This window comes from Planctobacterium sp. R6, assembly GCF_055755215.1.
On the sequence record NZ_JBVTQY010000001.1, the window covers coordinates 109069 to 135403 of the forward strand.

Genomic DNA, 26335 nt, shown 5'->3' on the forward strand with positions numbered 1-26335 from the left:
TTGTTTGATGCCGGAAGGCCTATAATGCCGGGCTTTTAAGTCGCAAATTGAGTTTGAGAAGTAAGCCGTGAGTAAAACGATACAAGCCGTACGTGGAATGAATGACTGTTTACCAGAGCAGTCTGGCTTGTGGCAGTGGATCGAAGCTAAGCTGAGAGCCGCTGCTAACAGTTATGGTTATCAGGAAATCCGTACGCCGATTGTGGAGAGTACGGATCTGTTTAAGCGGTCAATTGGTGAAGTTACCGATATCGTAGAAAAGGAAATGTACACCTTTGACGATCGCAACGGTGACAGTCTGACATTGCGCCCCGAAGGCACTGCCTGTTGTGTCAGAGCCGGTAATCAGCATGGTTTACTTTATAATCAGCAACAAAAAATTTGGTACATGGGTCCGATGTTTCGCCATGAACGCCCGCAAAAAGGCCGTTACCGACAATTCCACCAGTTTGGCATTGAAACCTATGGTTTTGAATCGGCCGATGCGGACGCGGAAGTTATCGCTGTTGCAGCAAAATTGTGGCGAGAATTTGGCATCGCCGATGATGTCCGGTTGGAAATCAATTCACTTGGCTCCAACGAAGCCCGCGAAAATTACAAACAGGCACTGGTGGGCTATTTAAGCGGCCACAAAGACAAGCTTGATGAAGATAGTTTGCGTCGCTTAGATTCCAACCCCTTGAGAATTCTGGACAGCAAAAATCCTGATATACAGGCCTTGCTATCCGATGCACCTTCGTTGCACCAATATCTGGATGAAGCGTCACAACAGCATTTCAGTGCAGTACAGGCTCGCCTGGATGCCTATGGCATTGAATATCGCGTAAACCCTACCCTGGTCAGAGGTCTGGATTATTACAACCGCACTGTGTTTGAGTGGGTAACCGATACTCTGGGTGCGCAGGGTACAGTCTGTGCCGGAGGTCGGTATGATGGCCTGGTGGAACAACTGGGCGGAAAAAGCAGCCCGGCAGTGGGTTTTGCGTTGGGGATGGAGCGTCTGGCTTTGATTCTGGCAGAACGCGTTGAACCGGATACCATTAATCCACCTACCGACATCTATTTGGCGGCCATGGGGGAAAAAGCGGAACTTTTTAATATTACGCTTGCCGAAACCCTTCGGAACGCGTTTCCTGAACATCGCATACAAACCCACATGGGGGGTGGTAACTTTAAGAAGCAAATGAAACGTGCTGATAAAGTTAATGCCAGATTTGCCATTATCGTCGGTGAGCAGGAACTGGAAAATCAAAAAGTGATTGTAAAATCCTTGTCAGATGGGCAACAAGAAGAAGTCGCTCAGGCAGATTTGCAACAGAATTTAGAATTAAAGCTGGTTTAATTAAGGCCAGATTAGCATACGAAATTTAATCAGAGGACACTGATGGATCATTTCAGTACAGAAGAAGAACAAATCGAAGCCATTAAGAAGTTTTGGAAAGAGAACGGTATTCCAATTATCGTTGGTGCCGCATTAGGTCTTGGTGGTTTGTGGGGTTGGCGCTTTTATAACGGTCAACAGTTACAGGCACAGGAACAGGCAAACGACGCCTACAATGTGGCGATGGATGCCCTGGCTGCCAACGAAACCGATACTTCTGTGCTAAAGCAATTTATCGATGCCAATAAAGACACCACTTATGCGGTTATGGCGGCGTTACAACTGGCCAAGGTGGCGGTTGAACACGATGATTTGGCGGAAGCTGAAAAACAACTGCAATGGGCCGCCGATAATGTTGCAGATGTCGCCATTCAGGATTTGGCGTTATTGCGCCTGGCCCGCGTTCAGGGCGAACTGGAAAAATACGATGCCGCTAAGGCGACCTTAGACAAAGTTAGCTCTGAAGCGTTTCAGGCACAGGCTTACACCGTTAAAGGTGACGTGTTGGCAAAGCAGTCGCTGTATAACGAAGCGCAGGAAAGCTACAGCAAAGCATTGGAGCTAACGGATGGCAATCCAACTCTGATTCAAATGAAGATAGATCATCTCAACGCAAAAGTAAGTAGTTAAGTATGACTGTTAAAAAAATTGTGAGCAGAGTGGCGCTGCTGGTATTGCTGAGCAATCTGGCTGGCTGTTCTGTTATTCCCACCTGGATGGACCCGACCACCTGGTTTGAAGACGACGAAGAAGCAGAAATTCGGGAACTCAAACCTATCAATGAACGTTTTAAGCCTGCCATCGTCTGGGATGATTCAGTCGGTGATGGCGTTGATTATTATTTTTCCAGACTGACGCCGGTTGTTGCTTACAACAAGGTATTTGCTGCCAGTCGCCAGGGCATAGTTAAAGCGTTCGACGAAACAAGTGGTAAGCCGTTGTGGAAAATTGATCTGGCGGATTATCGCGATGAAGGCATGTTCAGTTCCGTAACACAGCTTTGGGCGGACGGCATTTCAGCGCGCTTATCTGGTGGTATCACGGCGGCCTATCAAAAGGTTTTTCTGGGTAGCGAAAATGGACTGGTGTTCGCCATTGACGTTGACACCGGTAAGGTTGCCTGGCAATCCAAAGTCAAAGGTGAAGTATTGGCTTCTCCGGCTGTCGACGAAGGTGTCGTTGTAGTTAATACCGGAGCCGGCGTCATGCATGCGCTGGATGCGGAAACCGGCGAGCAGCGCTGGATTTATGAATCAGAAGTACCGACACTGACATTGCGTGGTGTCGCGCAACCTTCGATTTCCAGTGGTGGTGCTATTGTGGGCACGGCAAGCGGTAAAGTGGCCGTGGTGCTGATTGAAAATGGTCAGGTGTTGTGGGAACAAACCGTTGCTGCTGCAACCGGGGCTACTGAACTGGAACGCCTGGTGGATATCGACAGCCAGACATTGGTGTTCGGTGGTATTGTTTATGTTGTATCCTACAACGGCACGCTGGCAGCGGTGGAACTGCGCTCTGGTCGGGTATTGTGGAAACGTGAATATCGTTCTTATCGCCGCATGACCATCGATGGCAATTTATTGTACGTAGTTGACGCCAGTAGTCAGGTTTATGCGCTGGACAGACGCAACGGTATTGAACGCTGGTCGCAGCCTTCTTTGCGGGAGCGGGAATTGACCTCCGCCACCCCGGTGTCAGATTATATTGTGGTGGGTGATCGCTATGGTTTCCTGCACTGGCTGGACAAAGCCTCCGGTGAAATTGTCGCCCGCCTGAATTTTGGTGGTGATGACGAAGATAATTCTGTTTACGTTGAACCGGTAGTCAGTGGTGATATCATTTATGCGGTCACGCGTGAAGGCGATATCGCGGCAATCAGAACACCGTAAGCCTGACCAAAATCGACAAGTTTGCGAACGGCTCTTAAGAGCCGTTTTTGTATTACAGATTGATATTACCGGCCCAGTTTTGGGTTTTTGTATTTTAGGAAGTTTTATTCATGCTACCAGTAATCGCCTTAGTAGGGCGCCCTAATGTAGGGAAATCAACTTTATTTAACCGGTTGACTAACACCCGGGATGCACTGGTAGCGGATTATCCGGGCTTAACCCGTGATCGCAAATACGGTCAGGCAAAATTTCAGGGCTGGCAGTTTATCCTGATAGATACCGGTGGTATCAGTGGTGACGAGCAGGGGATTGATGCCGAAATGGCCTCGCAATCACTGATGGCCGTCAATGAGGCTGATGTGGTTATCTTTCTGGTAGACGCGCGTGCTGGCCTGACAGCGGCAGATCAGGGCATTGCTAAACATCTGCGTATTCAGGGCAAGAAAACCTTACTGGTAGCCAATAAGGTGGATGGCATAGACGGCGACAGTGCCTCGGCAGAGTTCTATTCCCTGGGATTAGGCGATGTCTATCAAATTGCCGCCTCTCATGGTCGTGGTGTGGCTTCTCTGGTGGAAACCGCGTTGGTGCCAATGTCGGAACAGTATCCAGATATGCGCATTCCGGAAAAGGTAAAACTGGACGAAGAAGACGCTGAAGCAGAACTGGCGCGATTGCAGTCGTTGCCCATCAAACTGGCAATTGTGGGTAAACCCAACGTCGGTAAGTCAACACTGACCAATCGCATTCTCGGAGAAGAGCGCGTTGTGGTTTATGACATGCCTGGTACCACGCGTGATAGTATTTATATTCCAATGCAGCGCGAAGATCAGGATTACATTTTAATTGATACCGCCGGGGTTCGTAAAAAGGGCAAAATCAGTGATGCCGTAGAAAAGTTTTCGGTTATCAAAACATTACAGGCAATTGAAGAAGCGAATGTGGTGTTACTGGTCATTGATGCCCGCGAAGGCATCTCGGACCAGGATTTATCCCTGCTTGGCTTTGTATTGAACGCCGGGCGCGCCTTAGTCTTAGCGGTAAACAAGTGGGACGGGCTGGATATTAAGGTTAAGGACGACATTAAACGGGAATTAGATTTTCGTCTTGGCTTTATTGATTTTGCACGTTTGCATTTTATCTCTGCATTACATGGTACTGGTGTGGGGCATCTGTATGAATCGGTACAGGAAGCCTATAAATCGGCCACAAAGCGGGTGAATACCTCGATGCTTACCCGCATAATGGAAATGGCACAAGAAGATCATCAACCGCCAATGGTGCGTGGCCGCCGGGTTAAAATGAAATATGCTCATGCCGGTGGGTACAACCCCCCCAGAATCGTGGTACACGGCAATCAGGTGGAAGATTTACCCGATTCTTACAAAAGATACCTGATGAATTATTTCCGTAAATCTCTGAAAGTGATGGGAACACCGATAAAAATAGAATTTAAGGAAGGTGCGAACCCGTATGAAGGGAAAAAGAACAAGCTCACTCAATCGCAGCTCCGCAAGCGTCAGAGATTGATGAAACACCACAAAAAGTAATCAGCTGAGAAAGAAAATACGGTTAAGCGGGGTCATGATGATCCCGTTTTGTTTTTGAGGCTTAGTATTGCACACCTTAATTTACACATTTTTGGCCTTGCTGGCCTTTGCCGGTAACTCAGTGTTATGTCGACTTGCACTGGCGAATAATCTGATTGAGCCTGTTTATTTTACCCAGATCAGATTGTTATCCGGAGCGGTTTGCCTGCTGTTGATTGCGTTGTGTTTTACCACCACCAGACCCGCTCAATCGCTGCTATCAGCAGGTAGCTGGCGCGGTGCGGTTGCCCTGTTTGTATACGCCCTGTTTTTCTCGCTGGCCTATGTCTCACTGGATACGGCCACCGGGGCACTGGTACTGTTTAGTGTGGTACAGTTCACTTTGATCGCTTTGTATCTGAGGGCTGGTCATACAATGGCAGCCAGGCAATGGATGAGTGTGGTTCTGGCCATGTCGGGGTTATTTGTACTGTTAGTCCCCGGAGTCAGCAATCCATCGCCCCTCGGTATTGGATTAATGGCAATTGCCGGTGCGGCCTGGGGACTATATACCCACCTTGGAACACACAGCCGCCAACCGCTGGCTGATACAACGGCAAATTTTATGCGTACCTTGCCCTTGTGTTTACTTCTACTGTTTTTGCCTACCGCACAGTCCTGGGCGACACAAGAGGGCGTAATATTAGCGATTTTATCCGGAGCGTTGGCATCCGGTGCAGGTTATGCGATATGGTACTACGTGCTGCCGCGGTTAACCGGATTGCAGGCTGGTTTATCTCAATTGACGGTACCGTTATTAGCCGCTTTGGCCGGGTTTGCGTTGTTGGGCGAAGCAATCAGCTGGCAATTGCTGTTGTCGGGCCTGCTTATCCTCACCGGAATTGCACGGTTGCAATATTCCAGGCAAGGTTAAAGCGGGTTGATTATTGCTTTACCACTAATTCCTGATACCACTGTTGATACTGCTGGTTGGCGGTAAACCAGCGGCTGACATTGTGTTGGTATTCCGGTTTGACGACGATATCACGCAGCGCACCATTAATGCTGGTCAGTGCGCGAAGCGCAAAATTATCATCTGCATGGGTTGCACAACCAACAGCACCTACCACAGGTTGATGTTGATTTTCTGCAATTAGTACTTGCTTCAGGTTCTGTTGTTCTGTGGTGTTAAAAAAATTGACGATAGCGGGATATTCAATCGTAAAGTCGGCCCGTTGTATTTGTAACAAGCGCAACACCGAAGTCGTGCTTTTTCCTTCATTGCGCAAGATGAGTTGCTCTGACTTATCGCTGAGTTGCGACAATACCTGATCCAGTAACGGGCCAAATTGCCGGCCACCATGCCTGGCGAAGATTAACTCGTTATCTGTGAGTAGTTGGGTCAGTGAGATAACAGTCTTGCCTGTGATTCCTGCTTTACTCTCAATTTGTGGCGCCAGCACTAATACATGCGGTGGGTAAACAACTGTACCATCTGAATAGGTGGCCCTGTCGGTGGCCTGAGCGCGTTTAATCATGCAGGGAAAGCAGGCGTGTTGCCCTTCGTCCAGATATTTGCCAATGCGTGTGTGAGGCAATATCAACTCTTCATGTTGGATGTTTGGCAATGCCTGTTGCAGTGCAGAAAGCGTTACATCACATATGCCGGTGAGCTTGTGTTGACCGTGAGTGATAAAAAAGGGCGGGGCATCGTTAATTAACCAGGTGATTTTCTCTGGTGGGGGCAGCTCGGCACGCAGTGTCAAACACAGAAATGCCAATGTAGAGGTTAAAAATCGCCAGAGAAATCGCTTCACGAGTACCCTAATTGATTCTATGTCATATTATGAAACCTGACTATACACCTCTCCGTCAACTAATTTTGTACAAATATTGTCCCCTTTTTGTAATTGTCGGCTGCTTTTGACTATCGAATTATCTTTGTAAGTTATTGAATATCCGCGGGTTAATGTCGCCAGCGGGCTTACGGTATCCAGCAAATGACACTGATTGATAAATTGCTGTTGTTTAGACTGCAAAAGATGCTGAAATGCACTTTGCAAATGCTTCTTATCCCGGGCAAGTGAATGTTGTAATTGTGTGATATGTTGGTCCGGATTTTTTTTAACAATGCGGTGGTTCAGAGCGACGAGTTTCTCCCTGTGTCGTGACACACACTTTTCCGTAGCGCGTTGCAAAGCGGTTTGCAACCGGTCCAGACTCTGCCATTGCTCTCTTAATCTGGATTCCGGGTGTAACCGGTTCAGCTCATGGCGACGCTGTTGCAGTGCATGTCGTTTGGTGTGCAACAGATTCACAAAAGCTGCGCTAAGCTGCCGCCTGATATTCAACAGCTGATTTTGGGTTTCGGCATTAGAATAACTCAATAATTCTGCTGCTGCCGATGGTGTCGCAGCCCTGAGATCAGCGACAAAATCACAAATGGTAAAGTCAATTTCATGACCTACCGCACTGACCACCGGGATTGCGCTTTGGGTGATGTCACGGGCTAACTGTTCATCGTTGAAACACCACAAATCTTCCATTGAACCACCACCACGACCAATGACCAATGCATCAACGTACTGATGTGCGTTGGCCTGTTTTAATGCGTTGCGCAATGAGACGGCTGCACCGTCTCCCTGCACCAGCGCCGGATATACCGTTAATTCAATGCCGGGATTGCGCCGTTTGAACACCGTAATGATGTCTCTGATTGCTGCACCGGTGGGGGAGGTGATGATGCCGATGCGTTGTGGCCTGGGGGGCAGTGCCCTTTTTCTTTCCTGCGCGAACAAGCCTTCATCGGCCAGTCTGGTTTTCAGTTGTTCGAATTGTTGTTTTAAGTCGCCTTGTCCGTCTGGTTCAAGTTGAGAGGCGATAAGTTGATAATCACCACGGGCCTCATAAAGGCTGATATCGCCCCTGACCAGGACTTTATCCCCCTCTTTTGGTAACTGCCGTACTTTGCGGTTAGCACCTTTAAACATCGCTGCTTTAACCTGGGCTCTGGCGTCTTTTAAGGTAAAGTACCAATGGCCTGAACTTGCTGCGACAAAATTAGATATCTCCGCTGATATCCAGATGCTGCCAATTTCTGATTCTAAAATGTGTTTGGCAAACCGGTTGAGTTTGCTGACTGTAAAAATATCGCTACGACTTTGCATGTAATTGGCTCAGAATTTCAGGTTGGGGTAAAAATAAACTTTACTACAGATAGAGTTTTTAAGTTTACCTGATTAACTAAAGCAGCTACAATTGCGCCGCAACAAAATACTCATATAGGTAGTTACATGTTGCGCATCGCCAAAGAAGCTTTAACGTTTGATGACGTTTTATTGGTTCCCGGACATTCCTCCGTTTTACCTCATACTGCAAACCTACGCACCCGACTAACTCGTGAGGTGTTTCTCAATATTCCGCTGGTGTCAGCTGCTATGGACACGGTTTCCGAAGCGCCATTAGCTATCGCTTTGGCACAGGAAGGCGGTATGGGTTTTATTCATAAGAACATGTCTGCTGAAGAGCAGGCAGACCACGTTCGCCGTGTTAAAAAATACGAAAGTGGCGTGGTTTCTGATCCGGTCACTATCGATCCTGACGCCACTATTGCCGATGTTAACGCACTGAGTGCTTTGCACGGCTTTTCCGGTTTTCCCGTTGTTGATAAAGACAACAATCTGGTGGGTATCGTTACCGGACGGGATTTGCGTTTTGAACAACACTTAGATCAACCTGTTTCCAGTGTTATGACGCCAAAGGAGCGCCTGGTAACTGTGACTGAAGGTGCCGATCCGGAACAGGTACTGGAATTGATGCATGAGCATCGCATTGAAAAGATTTTGGTAACTGATGATGATTTCAAGCTCAAAGGCTTGATCACCGTTAAGGATTTCAAAAAAGCCGAAAGTAAACCTAATGCCTGTAAAGACAAATTAGGTCGTCTTCGTGTTGGTGCTGCGGTTGGCGTAGGGCCAGGTACTGATGAGCGAATTTCGCTACTGGTGGATGCTGGTGTAGATGTTTTACTTATCGACACATCTCATGGTCACTCTGAAGGGGTATTGGAGCGCGTCAGAACGGTTCGTGCTAAATATCCTGAGCTGCAAATTATTGCCGGTAATGTGGCTACTGGCGAAGGTGCCAAAGATCTGGCTGAAGCCGGTGTTGATGCGGTGAAAGTGGGCATCGGTCCGGGTTCTATCTGTACCACGCGTATTGTTACTGGTTGTGGTGTACCGCAAATTACCGCCGTGTCAGACGCCGTTGAGGCTTTAAAAGATCTGGATATTCCGGTTATTGCTGATGGTGGTATTCGTTACTCTGGTGATATCGCCAAGGCGTTAGTCGCTGGTGCCAGCTCGGTAATGGTAGGCAGTATGTTAGCCGGTACTGAAGAAGCGCCAGGCGAAGTAGAACTATACCAGGGACGCTACTATAAATCTTATCGCGGCATGGGCTCATTGGGTGCCATGAATCAGCGCAATGGTTCCTCAGATCGTTACTTCCAGGACAGCAAAAATGCTGAGAAGTTAGTACCTGAGGGCATTGAAGGACGTGTTGCTTATAAGGGGCCGATTGCCAACATAGTACATCAACAAATGGGTGGTTTGCGCTCTGCTATGGGCCTGACAGGTTGCCAGACTATTGATGAAATGCGCACCAAGCCGATGTTTGTGAAAGTCACGTCTGCGGGCATGGGCGAGTCGCATGTTCACGATGTTACCATCACTAAGGAAGCTCCAAATTATCGTATGGGTTAAGCCCCAATAATAATGGAGTCAGAGTTTTATCATCACGTTAACTCTGGCTCCAATTAATACCTCTTTTTTCTCGTTTCACACTTAACTGAATTCGGAAGACTATCAAATGAACTTAGACATCCATCAACACAAAATCCTGATTCTGGACTTTGGATCTCAGTACACCCAATTGATCGCACGCAGAGTGCGTGAGATTGGTGTTTACTGTGAACTGTGGGCCTGGGATGTCGATGAACAAAGTATCAAAGAGTTTGCGCCTAACGGTATTATTTTGTCTGGTGGCCCTGAGTCAGTGCATGAAGCGGATTCTCCCAGAGCGCCACAGTGGGTTTATGAGGCTGGCGTCCCTGTACTGGGTATTTGTTATGGTATGCAAACCATGGCTGAACAACTGGGCGGTAAGGTGCAGGGCAGTACAGAGCGTGAATTTGGTTACGCTCAGGTTGAAGTAGTCAATCCGTCTCCGTTGTTAGAGAAAATCGAAGATCATCTCAACAGTGCAGGTAATCCACTATTAGACGTCTGGATGAGTCACGGTGACAAAGTAGTTGCATTGCCGGAAGGCTTTGAGTTAATGGCACAAACTGAAACCTGTCCATTTGCCGGCATGTTTCATGCTGAAAAACAATTTTACGGTGTACAGTTCCACCCCGAAGTGACCCATACCAAACAGGGAATGCGCATGCTATCGCATTTCGTGCAGGATGTTTGTCAGTGTGAAGCCCTGTGGACCCCTGCATCAATCATTGAAGATGCGGTAGAGCGCATTAAACAACAGGTAGGTGATGAAGAAGTTGTGCTGGGCCTATCCGGAGGTGTTGATTCATCTGTGACTGCGATGTTGTTGCATCGGGCCATTGGCAGCAACCTGACCTGTGTCTTTGTGGATAATGGTTTACTGCGCCTGAATGAAGGACAGCAAGTGATGGATATGTTCGGTGATCACTTTGGTCTGAATATTATCAAAGTGCAAGCCGAAGAACGTTTTCTCAATGCGCTACACGGTATTGAAGATCCGGAAGCCAAGCGCAAAACCATTGGTCATGTTTTTGTGGAAGTGTTCGATGAAGAGTCTAAAAAGCTGAAGAATGCTAAATGGCTGGCGCAAGGCACTATTTACCCGGATGTTATCGAATCTGCAGGCTCCAAAACCGGTAAAGCGCATGTGATCAAGTCTCACCACAATGTCGGTGGTTTACCTGAAGATATGGAACTGGGACTGGTGGAACCATTGCGGGAATTGTTTAAAGACGAAGTACGCAAGATTGGCCTTGAGTTAGGTATACCTTACGACATGTTATATCGCCATCCGTTCCCTGGACCTGGTCTGGGTGTACGTGTACTGGGCGAGATTAAGAAAGAATATTGCGATTTGCTGCGCAGAGCCGATGCGATTTTCATCGAAGAATTGCACGCTGCCGACCTGTATCACAAAGTGAGTCAGGCCTTTACCGTATTCCTGCCGGTACGCTCAGTTGGCGTAATGGGCGATGCCCGTAAATATGACTGGGTGGTATCACTGCGGGCGGTGGAAACCATAGACTTTATGACCGCTCATTGGGCGCACTTGCCTTATGATTTCTTGGGTAAGGTATCTAATCGTATTATCAACGAAATCGACGGTATTTCACGCGTAGTTTACGACATCTCCGGAAAACCACCGGCCACTATTGAGTGGGAATAATTTTCAAGTTGGGCATCTGAAGGTAAGGATAGCGCTAGAGAACCAGAAATCCTTACCTTTAGCACTATTTTTCATTTTTAGACGGTGTAAGTAACTTTAATGATTAATCAGGAGCCATTAGTTTGGAATAAAAAATCCAGTATATACCTATGTGTTAATCATTGCTTAGTTTCAATAACAATCTCTGATAAGGCGGAAGCAATTGAATAACTGTGTGTTGCTCCTCAATTCTCATATGAGCTGAGACAAGGTCATCCAAATTCTTTTGAGATCTTACAAATCGACCTCTGTCCAAATTGGCAAGTGCATTCGCAATTGGTCTTCCTTTGCAGTAGGTTGGGTCAATACTTATTATTTTTGCTGATTTATTAAGCTTTTTTTTGAGTTTAGATAGAAAGTCGTTAATGCTGTCATCAGACATATGATGGAATACACCTTTCATTAATACTAAGTCGATATTATCAATGGGTAAACTTTCGATATTTTCAGCGGAAATACAATAAAAATCCCCAAAGTTAGAGTAAGTTGACTGAGCATGAGACACATATACTTGGGATATATCCATGCCAACGTATCTTTGGGCATCAGTAAAATAAACACTATCTTTTCCTGGACCACAACCAACATCTAAAACCAACTTTTTACTGTGGTTGCCAATAAGTCTAAACCAAGTATTTGATGTAGCTTTGTGTCTAAATAAAAGTTGGACGAAGCGATAGACGATAGGAACACGTAAAATCCTGTAAAGACCTTGTCTCTCAGACATATTATATTGAACCTTAAGATATTATGCTGGCAGTTTAATTAGAATTGGCTTTTCGCACAAGTGATGGTATCGAAGTTAATTAAGCTTATTAATAAGAGTGAAAGGTCTGCATTAACGCTCATTTTTTAATTTGGCGAGCCATCACGAATTCCTCTAACCAATTCAAGTTTCATGTAGGGAAGGTATTTTGGAAATAGCTTAATTATTTTGTTGAGTCTCAGAAAGAAAATCGATTTCGCTAATATTGTCAGGAAACGTTGCCGGGCTCTAAATTCAGGATCTATTATTCCTCTCAGAAGTAAGTCATCTATAATTCGCAAATCATCAAAGATTGTCATATCAAGTTGGTCTGAATTGGATTTAATATGAGCAATGACTTCATACTTTTTGACGAAGTTTATAGAATCCCATAGTCCTTCAGCTGAGTTTCTAGACTCGTATTCACGTATTTGGTTGTTGAACAGTGTATAAGTAAATTTAGGGTTTATTAAAATAGGAAGACTAAAGTGGCTTTCATACGGAAAGGAATAGTTGGGACAAAGAATGACCAATTTTCCCCCTTTTACAAGTCTTGAGTTACACCAATTCAGGAAGTGTTTCCAATCATTCAAATGTTCAAAAACATTTATACAATATATTAGATCATATTCCCTGTTATCTGTGTAATCTTCAAACCCCAAATTATGTATCTTAATACCACTGCTCTTTATTATCTTGTTTAATTCTTGCAACGAGGAAAAACCTGAACCGAAAGGTTCAATTCCTTCAAAATCTAGCTGTGTAAATCTTTCCGAAAGTATTGAGAGCAGAATACCACTACCACAGCCAACCTCTAATATTTGAGAGTTGGGACTCAAGTTTTCGCAATAGTGCTGTATATACTGAAAACCGAAGTTTGCTTCATTTATCCAGAGGTTAGCTTTTGGAACATTGAGCTTTTTTAAAAGTTTGATAATACTACTCATAATGTATTTGAAATTTTAAGTTCCATATTGTTACTCAATGGCATTGACTAAAAGTTATATTTCTCAGGGTAATGAGATTGAAGTGGAATATTGTAAACTTATCATTAGATACATTCATTCCTTACGTCGATTAGATGTGTTTTGACTTTTCATGTCCAGATTAATAACGCTAAACATTACGAGTTACATTCAATGATCAATAACACCATAGTTAGTTGCCAACAAGTGTTTGGAAACTAACTATGTTTGCATCATGAACGATTGATTTCAGCTCAGTGAGTCAAATTCTTTTTTCAGTTGGTACTTTTCGTCAGTGACGATTTTTTCCAGAGTGGCCACACGCTCTTTGAGTTGCGAAATTTCTGCCTGCAGACGCTCGCTGTCTACGGAATTGAGTCTTGACTGACTGCGGTGTTTTAAAATCATGCCGACTAAGGCAATGGAACACCCAAAGATAATAGAGATAATCGCAACAGCGGTGACATTCATAATTATTTCCCCTTAAAATATGAATCGTGTGATAATTTCATGAATATTCGCAACCTGAAAGCAAATCTTCGGCCAAAATAAAAAGCCTATATAAAACAATGTTTTATCAGATTTGCAAGTATCCTGAATTTATTGAGTTTGGCTATATTCGCCAAAGTATGACCTGAATGACGAAAAAATGCTAAAGCAAATAAAAGATGATGACTATTACATGGCGCAGGCGCTGGCATTAACGCCTAACGCAGAAGCCGCCGGAGAGATCCCGGTGGCCGCTATTTTGGTTAAAGATGGCGAAGTGATCGCACAAGGCTGGAATCAGAGTATTACGCTTAACGATCCTTCGGCCCATGCCGAGATGATGGCTTTGCGTCAGGCGGGTAGCGCACTTAACAATTACCGGATGCCGGGCACAACACTGTATGTCACACTGGAGCCCTGTCCGATGTGTGCGGGCGCACTGGTCCATTCACGTATCGAGCGGCTGGTATATGGTGCTTCTGATTATAAAACCGGTGCCTGTGGCAGCATTATGGATCTGGTGCGCAATGACAAGTTAAACCATCAGATAAGCGTGACATCGGGTGTGCTTGAGGCACAATGCAGTAGCGTGATTTCGGATTTTTTTAAGCGTCGAAGAGAGGAGAAAAAGGCATTAAAGCGGGCTGCTCAGGAAGCGGATAGAAATGCCTAGCCGGCAGTTGCCAGCTCCTGCATTTCTAACTGAGACTGAAAGTCTTGTCGGCGCATATTAACTTTGCGCTGTAGCTTTTTTAACAATTGTTTTCTGCGGGTTGCGCAGTTTATATTTCGTCTTTGGGTTACATTGTTTCTTTTCATATAAAACTCCTTGTTTTGTAAATAACCTCTTTGTTTTTATAGTGACTAACCAGAATGGCAATAAGTCACATTAACTATGACCTAATGTAGCGCACTTTTGTTTCATAACCGTTACATACAACGTTATATTTGAGACTTTTATTTCAAAATACAAGGGAAATTGTGAAGCTAAGCTGACATTATCGGTAACAAATTGTGATTTTCAGTCGTTGTTCCGGTCATTGTTATTCGGTGGCTTCAGTGTTGGCCGGATCTGGGTGCTCATCGTAGTAGTATACTAAGCTGTCGTAATAACGACGAATATTGGTGACATAATTGAGGGCTTCATGGCCGCGAGCATATCCATAGCGGGTCGTTTTGTAAAAGCGTTTTTGGCGCAACAAAGGCAGGTGCTTTTTCACATCCACCCACAAATCCGGGTTAGCTCCCTGTCTCTGAGTTAATACTCTGGCATCTTCCAGGTGTCCTAAGCCGATATTGTAGGCCGCCAGGGCAAACCAGAGCCGGTCGGGATACTGGATGCGATCGGGGATCCGGCTTAGTAAGCTGTTAAAATACTGGCTGCCACCGCGAATGCTTTGTTCCGGATCAAGGCGGGAGGTAACTTTCCAGTCCCGGGCGGTGGGCAAGGTTAACATCATCATGCCCCGTACACCGGTAGGTGATTTGGCTCTTGGGTCCCAGTGACTTTCCTGATAACTCATTGCTGCCAGTAAACGCCAGTCAATGTCGCCCGCGTATTGCCGAAACCAGGCTTCATATTTGGGTAATACCTCTTTTGCCGCTTTGAGAAAGAGTGTGGTATCGACATAATTAAACTGGCGGACATGACCGAAGTATTTATCTTCTAACGCGGCCAGTTGGCCATTTTGTTTGATGTTACCGAAATACTCTATTAAAGCGCCATTGAGTGAGTCGTCAGTTTTAACTGATGTTACCCAGGCGATGGGGTGGGTTTCGGTCACTGAAAATCCGACACTGAGTTCCGGATGTTTTCTGCGCACTAACGAAAGCAGATTGGAGTCTACGATAGTGTAATCAATAACCCCATTTACCACATTTTCCAGTAGTTCCAGTTCGTCCTGTTCGTCGGTCAGTTCAAATTGCCACTGCGCAGCGAGCTGGTTTTCGTAGGCTTGTGTTACCTCGCTGATTACGTGGCTGTCGCTGGTATCGCTGGCAATAACCAGGGTGCCGGCTAAATCGTCAAAACTTCTGGGCCGAACATTACCCTGCAAAAAGACCAGCTTTTCACTAACGTTTTGGTAGGCCGGACCAAATTTAAAATATGCCCTGTTGGCGTCTGTAACGGTCAGATTGGAGGCGATTAAATCAATATTGCCTTTGTCCAGCGCGCGCAATAGCGACGTACTGGCGTAATAGGGAAAAACCTCCAATTTCACGCCGAGATAATCGGCAAAGCCCCTGGCCATTTCATATTCGTAACCAAGCGGTTCAACTGCGCCATTGAGATAGGTAGTGGGGCCATACTGCATACCCACTTTTAACACGCCCTGCTGACTGACATGCAGTAAATTGGCGTCGGGTAATTGTTGTTGACAACCACCTGTCAGGCCGATGATTAGCGCAATCTGGAAAACTTTTTTCATTGAAACAAAAAAATACTAAAAATAAGTGAAAACTGTCCTGGTTTTTGGTCTGGCAACTTATAAAAAGTTTGCTTTTGCTCTATAATCCAGCCGCCATTAATACCTGATTCTGCATATTGCAGTTTGAGGTTATGTCCTTTTTATCAATTGATTTCCTTTAAATCAAAGGAAACTGTCATTCTGGGTAGTGATATCGCATGTTAATTTTGCATGGTGCCAGCGCACTTTCCGACTTCAAAGTTAAAAAACTCATTAATCAATTTCGCGAGCAAAATTTGCCGGTGGCTGACGTCAGTGCACAGTACGTGCATTTTGCCCATACCGCAAATCCACTAACTGACGCAGAAATGCAGGTGCTTGAGCAATTGCTTACTTATGGTATTCCCATGCAGAAGCAGTGTGCTGATGAGGTATCCGTATTGGTGACACCGCGACTGGGTACGATTTCTCCCTGGTCTTCCAAAGCTACAAATATTTTGCATAACACCGGGCTTACACAAGTCAGAAGAGTGGAGCGAGGTGTTGCTTACTATCTTTCCTATTCAGAAGCCGTTAATGAAGAGCAACAGGCTGCGATAAACGCCTTACTGCATGATCGCATGACGGAAGTGACAATGAGCTCTCTGGCTCAGGCTGAAACTTTGTTTGCTGAAACCGCGCCAGTGTCTTTTTCTCAGGTGGACATCCTCACCGGTGGTAAGGCGGCGCTGAGTGACGCCAACCTGACCTTAGGTTTGGCGTTGGCAGAAGATGAGATTGATTATCTGGTGGCAAATTATCAGACCCTGGGGCGCAACCCCAATGATATCGAACTGATGATGTTTGCTCAGGCGAACTCGGAACATTGTCGTCATAAAATTTTTAATGCTGACTGGACAATCGATGGTGTCGTGCAGGACAAATCATTATTTAAAATGATTAAGAACACCTACGAACAATGTTCAGACTATGTGTATTCGGCCTACAAAGATAACGCGGCTGTTATGGCTGGCTCCTATGCCGGACGTTTTTTCCCCGATGCTGAAAACTGTGAATATCGCTATCACATGGAAGATATTCACATTTTGATGAAAGTAGAAACCCATAATCACCCCACGGCGATATCGCCATTTCCGGGAGCGGCCACAGGGTCGGGCGGTGAAATTCGCGACGAAGGTGCCACTGGTATTGGCGCCAAACCCAAAGCGGGACTGGTGGGTTTTACGGTTTCCAATTTAAATATTCCGGCTTTGCCACAACCCTGGGAAATCGATTACGGAAAACCGGATCGTATTGTCACGGCCTTATCTATCATGTTAGAAGCCCCTCTTGGTGGTGCTGCTTTTAACAACGAATTTGGTCGACCTAATATTCTGGGTTATTTTCGTACCTATGAGAATCAGGTGAACAGCTTTAATGGCGAAGAAGTTCGCGGTTATCACAAGCCAATTATGATTGCTGGTGGCCTGGGCAATATCAGAGCTGAACACATTGAAAAGGGCGACATTACACCCGGCGCTAAGTTAATTGTGCTAGGTGGGCCAGCCATGAACATCGGTCTTGGCGGTGGTGCGGCCTCCTCTATGGCCTCCGGCCAATCTAATGAAGATCTCGATTTTGCTTCGGTACAACGCGATAACCCGGAAATGGAAAGACGTTGCCAGGAAGTGATCGACAGATGTTGGCAATTGGGCGAAGACAATCCCATTCTGTTTATCCACGATGTTGGCGCAGGGGGCTTATCGAACGCCTTCCCTGAATTGGTTAATGATGCCGGACGTGGTGGTGATTTTGAATTGCGCAATGTACCCAATGACGAGCCTGGTATGTCACCACTGGAGATCTGGTGTAATGAATCGCAGGAGCGTTATGTACTGGCGGTGGCGCCTGAAAAACTGGAAATTTTTGAGCAGATTTGTGCGCGTGAACGTGCCCAATACGCTGTTGTGGGTGTGGCCACTGAAGAGCAGCACCTGAGAGTCACTGATGCTCATTTTGGTAATGAGCCAGTGGATTTACCTTTAGATGTGCTGTTGGGCAAACCACCCAAGATGCACCGTGATGTGACTTCGTCTGAGGCTGAAGGCGATGATTTTAACGCCGCGGAATTGCCGTTATCTGAAGCGGTGGAGCGCATACTTAGCCTGCCTACCGTCGCCGAGAAAACCTTTCTGGTGACTATCGGTGACCGCACAGTGACCGGATTGGTGGCTCGTGATCAGATGGTGGGACCCTGGCAGATCCCGGTTGCAGATGTTGGCGTAACCTGCGCCGCATTTGATACTTACAATGGCGAAGCCATGTCTATGGGCGAGAGAACGCCAATCGCACTGCTGGACCATGCCGCCTCTGCAAGAATGGCCGTGGGTGAAGCCATAACCAACATTGCTGCTGCAAATATTGAATCCTTAAAGCGCATTAAATTATCGGCAAACTGGATGTCTGCTGCCGGGCATACTGGTGAAGATGCCGGGCTATACGAGGCAGTAAAAGCGGTAGGTGAAGAGTTATGTCCGGCTCTAGGGCTAACTATCCCGGTAGGCAAAGACTCCATGTCCATGAAAACGCAGTGGCAGGATGGCGATGAAGACAAGAGCGTAACCGCGCCATTATCACTCATTATTACTGCGTTTGCCAAAGTCGAAGATGTCAGAAAAACCTTAACACCACAGTTATCGACAACACTGCAAGACTCACGATTATTACTTATTGACTTAGGACGTGGTCAAAACCGCATGGGCGGCTCCTGTTTGGCTCAGGTATATCAGAAAGTGGGCAAATCGGTACCTGATGTGGATTCTGCAGAATCGCTTAAAGCTTATTTTGACGCGTTGCAAACCTTAAATACCAAAGGGTTACTACACGCGTACCATGATCGTTCCGACGGAGGATTGTTTACCACTTTAGTGGAAATGGCATTTGCAGCAAATTGCGGATTACAAATTTCTCTGGATTCACTCAGCGGTGATGCCAACAGTGCTTTGTTTAACGAGGAGCTGGGTGGCGTGATTCAGGTGGCAGGACATGACGTTGACCAGGTTATGGCAGTTCTTGCTGAAGCCGGACTAGGCGACATGGTGCACGAAGTGGCAACTGTAAACAACACTCAGGATATTGTGATCAGTCAGAACGAGCAGGTTTTACTGCAAAACAGCTGTTCTTACTTCCGTATGTTGTGGGCACAGACCACTTACAACATGCAATTACTGCGCGACAACCCTGAATGTGCGCAACAGGAGCATGAACTCAAAGCCAACCCGGAAAACACCGGACTATTCGCTAAATTGAGCTTTGATCCTTCAGAAGATGTTGCTGCTCCCTACATTTCTACCGGAAAGGCGCCCAAAATGGCGATACTGCGGGAACAAGGCGTCAATTCTCATGTTGAGATGGCGGCGGCGTTTGACCGTGCCGGGTTTAACAGTGTCGATGTTCACATGAGCGACCTGATTGCCGGCCGTGTTTCGCTGTCGGCATTTAACGGCCTGGTGGCTTGCGGTGGATTCTCCTACGGAGATGTACTGGGTGCCGGTGAAGGCTGGGCAAAAACTATCCTGTTTAATGAGCAGGTAAGAGAGCAGTTTCAGACCTTCTTTGAGCGACCCGACAGTTTTTCCTTAGGTGTGTGTAACGGCTGCCAGATGCTTTCCAATTTGAAATCGCTGATCCCCGGCGCAGAACATTGGCCGCACTTTGTGCAAAACTACTCAGAGCGTTTTGAAGCCAGATTCTCTATGGTAGAAGTGCAAAAGAGCCCATCTATATTTTTTGAAGGTATGGCCGGTTCTGTAATTCCGATTGCTGTTTCTCACGGTGAAGGGCGGGCTGTGTTTGCAAATAATGATGTGCAAACCGCAGCACAGAATTTGGTCAGCCTTAAATATGTGGATTATGCCGGTAAGGTCACACAGCAGTATCCGATGAACCCGAATGGTTCCCCGGATGGTATTACCGGACTCACCACCCAGGACGGCCGCGCAACCATTATGATGCCGCATCCGGAAAGGGTATTCCGCACCGTGGCAAATTCATGGCATCCACAAGACTGGCAAGAGGACGGCGCCTGGATGCGTATGTTCCGCAATGCCAGAAAGTCTTTAGGCTGACATTAATGTGGCGAGAGGAAATTTACCCTCTCGTCCACTTTCGGTGATTTTTGACTAAAAAAATCGAATTATTAGTAAAAAATCACCAATTTTGTAGGGTTTCCTGGTTGTTTGTGAAATCTATATTGTTTATGATTGCTCAAATAGTAATCTATGAGTATGTCTTATCATACGCTACAGGAACGTAGAAATATCACCTGACGGATAGGATTACCTGAAGGATAAAATGCGATGGTCATTTTCGGATAAACCTCAACAACAAAAACAAAAATAAGAGTAGGTTATGAATCGTTCCAGCAAAGGTTTCGGACTCACCGGTGTGTTGTTAACTGTGATAGTGCTCATTGTAAGCGCTATCATCAGCACGTCTGTTTCTTCCAAAGACACGCCATCCCTTAAACCTGTAGAGCATAAAACAGCGAAGTCAAATAACACAAAAACAAAAATTTAAACTACCTGAGTTTGTGACGTTCTCTGTTGTCGGCTTTTTGTTGCTTGTTTTTCTTCAACAACACGTAGGTGCTCTTTAGTCCGCCATGTTGTAGTTGACTGGAATGAAAGGCGAGCACTTCCGGGATTTGCTGTAGCCAAACGTTGAGATAACTTTTGAGGTAACCGGGAAAGGGTTTACGATTTTCGTTAAGGCCGTGCCGCATGAGCACGCATCTTAATCCACGTAAATGACTCTGAGTAATGAATTCAAACACCTCTTTATGTGCTACGTCCAGGGTCATAGATTGCATATTTAAGGTACTTTCTATCGCGTATTTCCCCAGCCTGAGGTTTTTATAAACCAAATCCTGAACGCCTTCCAGTTTAAACTGAATCGGATCATTTAGGGCTATTGGGTCGATGTCTGCGAGGGTAAGGTAGTTGTTACTGCGCCGTTGTTCGCTTTTGATGGCATCTCTGCGTAATCGTCTGGCCAGCTCATTGCCGTCCTGCCTTTTCAGAAATACCTTATCGTCTGATTTTAGCTGTTTCACATCAGCGACCTCAGCTAAAAATGCACTGAAATCCTCTTCAACAGTCATAACTCAACCTGTTTACTAACTACATTTTCTATTTATATTGGTATTAATTGGGGTCATTCAAGGTGTTGCGTTACTTGCTTTTATTGTTACCTGGCACGGAGACAATATGGAAATATTGAAAGGTAAAAAAAATATCCTGTTTGTGTTGTTATTTTAGCTGTTTTTGGTTAACGTTCACGGTAAGTAAACATATCGAAATAGAGTTATATCTCTGGTTAAAAAACTGACTAATTAACCAGCAGACAACTCACTATCAGGAAGTAGTAGTAAGCCATGGCGATTAAAAGTACAGATGTATTACATATTGAACGTTCTGAGGTGCTAAGAGGATTACGCCTGGAAAGCAGCCTGACGCAACAACAAATAGCCGATAAGTTGGGTATCAGCCGTGAAAAAGTCGTGGCGGTTGAAAATTGTCATGTTAAATCTATGCTGGCACTGGAACTGGATACAGTAAAAAACTGGTGGGAACTGTGCCGTCCCCGAGCTGATATTCAAACACAAAAACAATTTGTGAAACTCATGAAAAAGGAACTGAGTATCTGATCTCGGTATGCCTGTTTGACTACATTGTTGCTGGGTCTAATGGCCTGAAATAAGGGGTAAGATGGTCACTGATGTGAATCGAAATGTGGCCACACTTCCCGTCAAACTCAAAAGAGGTTGTGCATTTTCGGTGCAAGAGGTTTGATGCATTAACGATGGTTGCAAGATTTAGTTACTGACTCAAGTGTACTGGTGATTTACAAATAAAATTTTTAATAGAATCTTTTTCATAACCGTCCCGCTAGATCTCAATCATTATTCCAACCTGAATTCTTGTAAATTTCCTTTGTTTTCTCCTGTATCTCTCCGTTATCGTATTGGCTCAAAATGTTTTGCAGTTCTCCGTTTGTTAGACTGGAATTGAAATCTGAAATTGATAACCAGTAATACACTGCAGCGGTAAACGGTTCTTTTTCTTTCAACTCGTTTGCTAATTGATAGGTTATGTAACCTTTGTCTCTTTGGGTTTTTAGGTGAGGAATAATGTATTTGTAAGTTGCTATTGCATCATCCGTATAACCAGTTGTAGAGTAATAGCGACCAAGGAGTCTGGCAGCTTGTGCATCACCATCTGCTACTAAGCTATTCCAATACTTAAAACCCTCGTTGTAAGCATGTGCATCAACCCACTCTTCTTTGCCCTCAAAATCTGCACCCCCTACAGGACCTTCAGGATTTTCATTTTCAATACGAAGACTGCCATCGAGGAAGTAAGTCAGGTTAATCTCCAATTCTGCTCGAGTAAGTGGCATGCCTTTAATGTATTTTCCAATGATTGTCAGTTGTTCAATAGAATAACGATCAGGTCTCAAGCCAAAGTCAGTTTCCGTAATTTTTTTAATCGCAAAGTCAACAAGCTCTTTGTCAGTTGGAACTTTTTGAACTTCCAGGTCACCGGTATTGTCTTCGACGATTTGAGCTGACTCCTGCGCTTGCGATATGGAGGAGTCTTGGATTACAGAGGTTAAACCTTCTGATAAATTATTTTTGTTATCCGTGGCATTCGAAATTTCCAGGGATGTCTTCTCCACTACAGGTTCAACTGAGATGTAAAAGAAAAGACCAGATGCTATTAATAAGGAACCTGTAGTGACGATCAACTTGTTGTTCAAAGCGAATCCTTAAAGTCAATGAATAACTGCGAGAGGTAAATTTACCATTTTCATGTTGTTTCGTGGTTAATTATTAACTTCTTCAATGGATTTTATTTTAACTGTTGTGGGTGGTGTGTAGGCCATCATGGTAAATAAGTGACAGTTTAACAAATACTTTTTAGAGGTACTCTACAGGTGATAAAAAACTTCATAATTACAAAGAGTTAGATGTAAATGTTCAAAAACAACGATACCAGATTGCAGCGTATTTTTATGAAGGATTGAGTTACAGAAGAACAAAATAACACTTTTTGGCTGTTTTTTGACCTTTTTAGGTTTTTGGCGTGTCGTTTGATGAAATGCTGAACGCCTTTAAAGATGCAGATTGGGCATATTAAAGGGCTGCACGAATGGCGTCCCCACCGCGACTCGAACGCAGATCTAAAACTTAGGAGGTTCTTGTTTTATCCGGTTAAACTATGGGGACGCACAGGTTTTGGTTACAGCTTTCTATATTAGATACAAAGCCTTAGGTGATTATTACCCATTCAAAATCGCTTTGAAACCCCTATCTTCTGACCACAAAATCGTTTGGCTGAATATTGGCCAGCGGAGTACCGTCGGATACTCTGAGTAACGAGGAGTCATAAAAGGCTTCGGCGACGGTTACCTTAGAAGGGTGAATCGAATACTGGATATGCGGCATACCTGACGGAGAGAAAAATTGCCTCATTTGGAACACTGAGAGCTCATCGCCTTTTTGAACACCTTGCTTAGTCCCAAGATTAACTGACAGGCTGTTGTTGTGGATGGCGATAATTCTGCCATATGTGGGGTTACAGGCGATCAGGTTGTCGATATCTGCGGTTAATTCCCGTAGTAACTCTTCGGTGACCTTTCCAAACGGTGACTGCCACAAGGTTTTGCTATTGGTTTCCAGCGTTTGATGGCTGTCGAATTCCCATACCGAAGAGGTTCGATAAATCTTATCCAGCAATATGTCGCCTTTTGTCCCGTCAATTAACACAAAGCGGATCGCCAGATTGCGCTCCGGATGTTTTGTCTCCCAAAACCTGGCAACATCCAGATAAGTTTGTTCATTGCTATCCAGACTAATTTCAATGATGTCTCCGATGAGCACGTATTGAGCATTGGATTCGGCCGACAACAACATGGACTGTGTTTTTAGTTCATGAGCCTGCGGGAAAAAGGTGTAGGGCTCGATTTTACTGATCAGCGCTCGCTGAGAAAATGTATCAAAACTGGATTTAATGCGCTCAGAAATTGGGCCTGAAACATTATTCAGTCCACCTATGGCAGCCTGCCGAAAGGCACTTATGTGTAGTTTGCTGGTAACGATGCTTTTTTTATAATCAGAAGCACTGCATTGATCACGCTGTGGAAAAATATCCGCTCGAATAGCGACTTCTACATAGTCGTCAAAATAGTGTTCACTGATTAATTCTACGCTGGCGACTTCACCACTTGCGCGAATTTCGAGGCGGTCATTTTGTAGTAAACCGTCCGTCATCTCTTGTACGCTGCGCACCGAAGCACCGGCAAACAACAGTGCCTGTCTGATGGCCTCATGCGTAGCCTGCTGTTTTGCCAGGGTTTTGTTGTCATTGTGAATGACGGCCTGACCTGTTGATTCAAACCAGGCCGATTGCACGCCACAGGAAAGGATTGAAACACAACAGAATAATATTAGCTTGTACATGGTAACCTCGTTATGAGTCTGAACAGATCCATACAGTGGGCTGAGCATAGAATCTACATTTTAATAGTGTCAAAAAACTACGCTATTGCCCTTTTCTAAATATGTTGCCCCACTTAAAGCAGGATACGTACCACTATTTATTAATATGCCCGGTAAACTATGCTGGTTTGGCAAAAAACTTGCTTTGAAAAGCTGACAGAATATCAATGTCAATATTTTAACATTCATGGATATTGGCTTAGTGCCTGCTGAACAGTATGGCTGCAATAGATTTAGGTGAGTTATGATAAGCAAATTTGTAAACAGGATTGATAAGGCACTCATTGTCAGTGTACTTGCTCTGAGTGTTTCCGGGTGCAAGACATTGGAGTCTATGTATTACAGTGATAAACAGGTGGAGTGGGAGTATGTACAACCTGAAGAATATCCGGTACTAACTGCGGTGGGGTATGCTCCTATCAGTTCGCAGATGGGCAACAATGATTCCGTTAAAATGTTGATGGCTATTAAAGCATCCAAATTAGACGCATATAAAGAACTGGCAGAGCAGGTATATGGTCAGCGCATTGACACTGAGCAGTCTTTGGCTAATTTGGTCTTGCGGGACAATGAGCTAAAAGCCTCTGTAGAAGGAGTTATTCGCGGTGCACAAGTCATCAAATCATACCCGGTGGGCGAGGATGTTTACGCGACAGAGTTGTCATTGGATTTTCAAAAAGTTTACGACATTTATTTATCAACTGCCCGGCCTCGCAAAGTCAAAGACGTCGTTTATTACTAATCCGGGCGTGTTAACACGGCTGATGTCATATTGCGACCAGCGGCCAGCTAACACAGAGTAAGGCGACTACATAAAAGTAACCCCACCTGAAACCTCCTTTACCGGAGGTTTTTTAATGGAACTTCACCAACAAGATACAAAGTCACAATTATAGTGGATGAAAAACACCAGGTCACTGTCAGATGATATTGGGAAGAAGTCGTATAAAGGTGGGTAGGATCAGGCTTTAACGCCACTGCCGAGCATTCCGCCCTGGGTTTTACCTTTATTCGTGTAGGTCATAGATTCTTTATTGCGCGTCGCCATCATAACATCCCGCAGCCGTTGTAAACGAATCTGGTTTTTTTCAACCGCGATTGCATTGACGTTGGTTTGATGTTGGCACTGAAGTAACAAGGCTTTGCCATCTTCAGCTAATTGACGTTGAGCATCGTTGAATTCACCGGATGACAATCTGGCTGACTGCAGTACTTTGTCGTTTTCAGCAATCTGTTCCAGTAAATCTGATTTCTCGTTAACCAATGTCAGCAGACCGTCAGCGTCACGAGCAACAATTAATTCCAGCTCGTTATCGAGCTTTTCTTTCAATGCCTGCAGCAATGAAATTTGTTGCGTAAGCGCGTTAGTCATGTCTGACATTCATTAACCTTTGGATAAACCAAACAGGTCCGACTCAGCTTTAGAGATCTTGGAGGCTAATTGCTCTGCGTCGATCTTGTAAGAACCGTTCTGGATAGCTGCTTTCAGTTTATCTACTTTGTCCTGATTTACAGGAGCATCGTTGCCCTTTTTCTGCACGTTAGCAAGCTGCTGTGCAGACTGTGTTAAAGACACAGAATCTTGACGCGGCGCTGCTGATGCAGTTTGCGCCTGTTGTGCCGTGTTGGCACTCTGGCCCTGTTGAGTTTGCTGTTGATTGAGTCGCTGACTCTCCAACTGCGGTTTCTGGCCAGCACCATTTACATTGTTAATAGCCATGATTAATTTCCAATACTTTTGATACCCTCAGTTAGTGTATCGGCATCGACATTACTAACTTTAATAAAAAACCGACAATTTTGTCGTTTTTTTATGCACTGGATTTCGATTTATCCAGTGTAATCTAAGCACACATAAAAGTCTCTACAAAATCAACAACTTCATGTAGACAAAGTGGCTGAAA

Annotated in this window: 23 protein-coding genes; 11 read left to right on the forward strand and 12 right to left on the reverse strand. The window is 45.1% G+C overall.

What is annotated here, in order from left to right:
• The first annotated feature begins 67 nt into the window (after positions 1–67).
• The 5 genes from hisS (at position 68) to AC0J20_RS00480 (ending at position 5733) form a co-directional block, all read left to right on the forward strand.
• On the forward strand, positions 68–1342 hold the full coding sequence (gene hisS / locus AC0J20_RS00460; RefSeq protein ID WP_473020188.1) for a histidine--tRNA ligase: 1275 nt from the start codon (positions 68–70) through the stop codon (positions 1340–1342).
• Between the two features lie 42 nt (positions 1343–1384).
• On the forward strand, positions 1385–2011 hold the full coding sequence (locus AC0J20_RS00465) for a YfgM family protein (protein WP_473020189.1): 627 nt from the start codon (positions 1385–1387) through the stop codon (positions 2009–2011).
• 2 nt (positions 2012–2013) lie between these two features.
• The gene (gene bamB, locus AC0J20_RS00470; RefSeq protein WP_473020190.1) at positions 2014–3270 is read left to right on the forward strand and encodes an outer membrane protein assembly factor BamB; all 1257 of its coding nucleotides are present in this window, start codon (positions 2014–2016) and stop codon (positions 3268–3270) included.
• A 110-nt stretch (positions 3271–3380) separates the two neighbouring features.
• Positions 3381–4820: a ribosome biogenesis GTPase Der gene (gene der / locus AC0J20_RS00475; RefSeq protein WP_229529542.1), complete on the forward strand. Its 1440-nt coding sequence runs from the start codon at positions 3381–3383 to the stop codon at positions 4818–4820.
• A 67-nt stretch (positions 4821–4887) separates the two neighbouring features.
• Positions 4888–5733 carry an EamA family transporter gene (locus AC0J20_RS00480; protein WP_473020191.1) on the forward strand — a complete coding sequence of 282 codons (846 nt, stop codon included), beginning with the start codon at positions 4888–4890 and terminating at the stop codon, positions 5731–5733.
• Positions 5734–5743: 10 nt separating this feature from the next.
• On the opposite strand, the gene AC0J20_RS00485 is transcribed toward AC0J20_RS00480, so the two are convergent.
• Positions 5744–6616 (reverse strand): hypothetical protein, encoded by an 873-nt coding sequence (locus tag AC0J20_RS00485; protein WP_473020192.1) that lies wholly within the window; start codon positions 6614–6616, stop codon positions 5744–5746.
• Between the two features lie 27 nt (positions 6617–6643).
• The gene (gene xseA, locus AC0J20_RS00490) at positions 6644–7966 is read right to left on the reverse strand and encodes an exodeoxyribonuclease VII large subunit (protein ID WP_473020193.1); all 1323 of its coding nucleotides are present in this window, start codon (positions 7964–7966) and stop codon (positions 6644–6646) included.
• A gap of 126 nt (positions 7967–8092) precedes the next feature.
• Here xseA and guaB point away from each other — a divergent pair, with 126 nt between their 5' ends.
• Entirely contained in the window at positions 8093–9562 is a 1470-nt protein-coding gene (gene guaB / locus AC0J20_RS00495; protein ID WP_229529538.1) for an IMP dehydrogenase, read from the forward strand.
• 106 nt (positions 9563–9668) lie between these two features.
• Complete coding sequence (gene guaA, locus AC0J20_RS00500) at positions 9669–11246, forward strand: glutamine-hydrolyzing GMP synthase (RefSeq protein WP_473020194.1); 1578 nt, start codon at positions 9669–9671, stop codon at positions 11244–11246.
• A gap of 154 nt (positions 11247–11400) precedes the next feature.
• Here guaA and AC0J20_RS00505 read toward each other — a convergent pair whose 3' ends face one another.
• The 3 genes from AC0J20_RS00505 to AC0J20_RS00515 form a co-directional block, all read right to left on the reverse strand.
• Positions 11401–12012, reverse strand: a complete 612-nt coding sequence (locus AC0J20_RS00505) for a class I SAM-dependent methyltransferase (protein ID WP_473020195.1) — start codon at positions 12010–12012, stop codon at positions 11401–11403.
• 125 nt (positions 12013–12137) lie between these two features.
• Positions 12138–12977 carry a class I SAM-dependent methyltransferase gene (locus AC0J20_RS00510; RefSeq protein ID WP_473020196.1) on the reverse strand — a complete coding sequence of 280 codons (840 nt, stop codon included), beginning with the start codon at positions 12975–12977 and terminating at the stop codon, positions 12138–12140.
• A gap of 267 nt (positions 12978–13244) precedes the next feature.
• Positions 13245–13466, reverse strand: coding sequence for a hypothetical protein (locus tag AC0J20_RS00515; protein WP_229529536.1), 222 nt, complete (start codon positions 13464–13466; stop codon positions 13245–13247).
• A 178-nt stretch (positions 13467–13644) separates the two neighbouring features.
• On the opposite strand from AC0J20_RS00515, the gene tadA reads away from it, so the two are divergent.
• Positions 13645–14157, forward strand: coding sequence for a tRNA adenosine(34) deaminase TadA (gene tadA / locus AC0J20_RS00520; protein ID WP_229529535.1), 513 nt, complete (start codon positions 13645–13647; stop codon positions 14155–14157).
• Here the strand turns inward: tadA and AC0J20_RS00525 are convergent.
• Positions 14154–14303 (reverse strand): hypothetical protein, encoded by a 150-nt coding sequence (locus AC0J20_RS00525; RefSeq protein ID WP_229529534.1) that lies wholly within the window; start codon positions 14301–14303, stop codon positions 14154–14156. The two genes, tadA and AC0J20_RS00525, sit on opposite strands and share 4 nt — an antisense overlap.
• A 224-nt stretch (positions 14304–14527) precedes the next feature.
• Positions 14528–15913: a membrane-bound lytic murein transglycosylase MltF gene (gene mltF / locus AC0J20_RS00530; RefSeq protein WP_473020197.1), complete on the reverse strand. Its 1386-nt coding sequence runs from the start codon at positions 15911–15913 to the stop codon at positions 14528–14530.
• A gap of 197 nt (positions 15914–16110) precedes the next feature.
• On the opposite strand from mltF, the gene purL reads away from it, so the two are divergent.
• Positions 16111–19998 carry a phosphoribosylformylglycinamidine synthase gene (gene purL, locus AC0J20_RS00535; protein ID WP_473020198.1) on the forward strand — a complete coding sequence of 1296 codons (3888 nt, stop codon included), beginning with the start codon at positions 16111–16113 and terminating at the stop codon, positions 19996–19998.
• Positions 19999–20450: 452 nt separating this feature from the next.
• On the opposite strand, the gene smrA is transcribed toward purL, so the two are convergent.
• The gene (gene smrA, locus AC0J20_RS00540) at positions 20451–21032 is read right to left on the reverse strand and encodes a DNA endonuclease SmrA (RefSeq protein ID WP_229529530.1); all 582 of its coding nucleotides are present in this window, start codon (positions 21030–21032) and stop codon (positions 20451–20453) included.
• 273 nt (positions 21033–21305) lie between these two features.
• On the opposite strand from smrA, the gene AC0J20_RS00545 reads away from it, so the two are divergent.
• Positions 21306–21578, forward strand: coding sequence for a RodZ family helix-turn-helix domain-containing protein (locus AC0J20_RS00545; protein WP_229529529.1), 273 nt, complete (start codon positions 21306–21308; stop codon positions 21576–21578).
• Positions 21579–21826: 248 nt separating this feature from the next.
• Here AC0J20_RS00545 and AC0J20_RS00550 read toward each other — a convergent pair whose 3' ends face one another.
• Both AC0J20_RS00550 and AC0J20_RS00555 read right to left on the reverse strand, forming a co-directional pair.
• Entirely contained in the window at positions 21827–22690 is an 864-nt protein-coding gene (locus tag AC0J20_RS00550) for a hypothetical protein (protein WP_473020199.1), read from the reverse strand.
• A gap of 550 nt (positions 22691–23240) precedes the next feature.
• Positions 23241–24392: a flagellar assembly protein T N-terminal domain-containing protein gene (locus AC0J20_RS00555; protein WP_473020200.1), complete on the reverse strand. Its 1152-nt coding sequence runs from the start codon at positions 24390–24392 to the stop codon at positions 23241–23243.
• A gap of 283 nt (positions 24393–24675) precedes the next feature.
• Between AC0J20_RS00555 and AC0J20_RS00560 the strand changes: the two genes are divergently transcribed.
• Positions 24676–25173, forward strand: coding sequence for an LPP20 family lipoprotein (locus AC0J20_RS00560; RefSeq protein ID WP_229529526.1), 498 nt, complete (start codon positions 24676–24678; stop codon positions 25171–25173).
• Positions 25174–25392: 219 nt separating this feature from the next.
• Here AC0J20_RS00560 and flgN read toward each other — a convergent pair whose 3' ends face one another.
• The gene (gene flgN / locus AC0J20_RS00565; RefSeq protein ID WP_473020201.1) at positions 25393–25812 is read right to left on the reverse strand and encodes a flagellar export chaperone FlgN; all 420 of its coding nucleotides are present in this window, start codon (positions 25810–25812) and stop codon (positions 25393–25395) included.
• Between the two features lie 3 nt (positions 25813–25815).
• Positions 25816–26151, reverse strand: a complete 336-nt coding sequence (flgM, locus tag AC0J20_RS00570; protein WP_229529524.1) for a flagellar biosynthesis anti-sigma factor FlgM — start codon at positions 26149–26151, stop codon at positions 25816–25818.
• Between the last annotated feature and the right edge of the window lie 184 nt (positions 26152–26335).